This window comes from Agathobacter ruminis, assembly GCF_002735305.1.
Classification (GTDB): domain Bacteria; phylum Bacillota; class Clostridia; order Lachnospirales; family Lachnospiraceae; genus Roseburia; species Roseburia ruminis.
The window spans coordinates 1-1,669 of the sequence record NZ_PDYG01000035.1; the positions used below are offsets into that span (position 1 = coordinate 1).

Consider the following 1,669-nt stretch of genomic DNA (forward strand, 5'->3'; position numbering starts at 1 on the left):
CCTGAATTATTCACCGATATACGGTGAAGACGGCTAAAAGCCGCATGTTTACTGTGAATCTATAGCTTTACTTCTATCATCCGCTAAGTGAATAGAAAAAGGACCTCTTTCCTGGTAAAATTAAGGTGCCCAAACCAAAAACAATACCAGAGAAAGGAAGTCCTTCTATGGCCATTCTAGACACTATCGGGCTTGAAAGCAACAAGCTGTTCAAAATTAATTTTAACGGCGGTGATCTTTCTTCGGACGGCGGCCTGCTTCTTATCAGGGAATTCGCTGCGAAGATCGGTTTCATTCGTCTCATAAATAAGTTTTTTAAGACCAATGATTATACAGACTGCCGTATACATAAGGACCCGGTCAACCTGATGCAGGTGATATACCAGATTACATCCGCTTACTTCCAGGATGACTGTGCCGATGAACTGACAAACGACCCTGTGATGACTGCCATCCTTGAAAAGGACAGGCTGGCATCACAGCCTACGCTGTCCCGCTTCTGGAACAGAATGGATAATGATACCCTTACCCAGTTCGACCAGATCAACACGGCAATGAGGAAGATCATCTATTCTATCGAGCAGCCGGAATTTATGCTGTTTGATCTGGATTCTACCCTGCTGGATACCTATGGCAGTCAGGAAGGGGAAGGTTTTAACGTCCATTATCAGGCACATGGCTATCATCCGCTGCTCTGCTTTGATGGTCTGACCGGTGACCTTCTGAAAGCAGAACTTCGTGAAGGAGCCAAATACTGCAGCAGGGATGCAGACCAGTTCATGATCCCTCTTCTTCAGGAATATCGTATAAAGTATCCTTCTCTGCCTCTTTACTTTCGCGGTGACAGCGGTTTTGCTTCTCCCGACATCTATGAAGCCTGTGAGGAAAACGACTGCAAATATGCAATTCGTCTGAAGCTGAACCCTGCACTGATAAAGAATGCGGCTCTTGCCGATGACGCACTGTATCATGCAACCATCGAAAATCAGATTGATTACGCTGCAGAGTACGGCGAATTCATGTATCAGGCCGGCAGCTGGTCTCATCCCAGAAGAGTAGTCTTCAAGGTTGAGAAGCCGTATGGTCAGATGGTCCACATGTTCACATTCGTAGTTACGACCATGGAAGATCTGGAGCCTTATCAGGTACTTCAGTTTTACTGCGGCCGCGGCAAGATGGAGAACTTTATCAAGGAAGGGAAGTATGGATTTGACTTTGCTTCTGTCAGTTCCCATTCGATGGTGGTGAATGCAAACCGCCTTCAGGTGCATACGCTTGCCTACAACCTTTTCAACTGGTTCCGGAGACTTTCACTGCCCGCCAATATGAAAAAACAGCGTATCGACACTATCCGTCTTAAACTGCTGAAAGTCGCCGCAAAGGTCGTACATTCGGCAAGATATACCGTATTCAAGCTGTGCAGCAGCTGCCCATATAAGAAAGAATTCTATGAAACTCTGTCAAATATACAGGGACTGCAGCCTCAGCTGGAATAAACAGTAACCAGTAACTAATGTACCTTGGCAATTTCAAAGGCACCTTCCTGAAACCACAGGGATATTATGCCCATTTTTAGGGTTGTCCCTGAAAAATCGTGCCATTGAAATGCCAGTTTACATGTCTGAGGGTGGGGATCCTATGCAGGACCTACCCTCGTGAATAATTCAGG

Annotated in this window: 1 protein-coding gene; it reads left to right on the forward strand. The window is 45.9% G+C overall.

The features are described 5' to 3' along the window. Positions 1-167 precede the first annotated feature (167 nt). Positions 168-1,496: an IS1380 family transposase gene (locus CSX02_RS06810; RefSeq protein ID WP_099386111.1), complete on the forward strand. Its 1,329-nt coding sequence runs from the start codon at positions 168-170 to the stop codon at positions 1,494-1,496. Positions 1,497-1,669 lie beyond the last annotated feature (173 nt).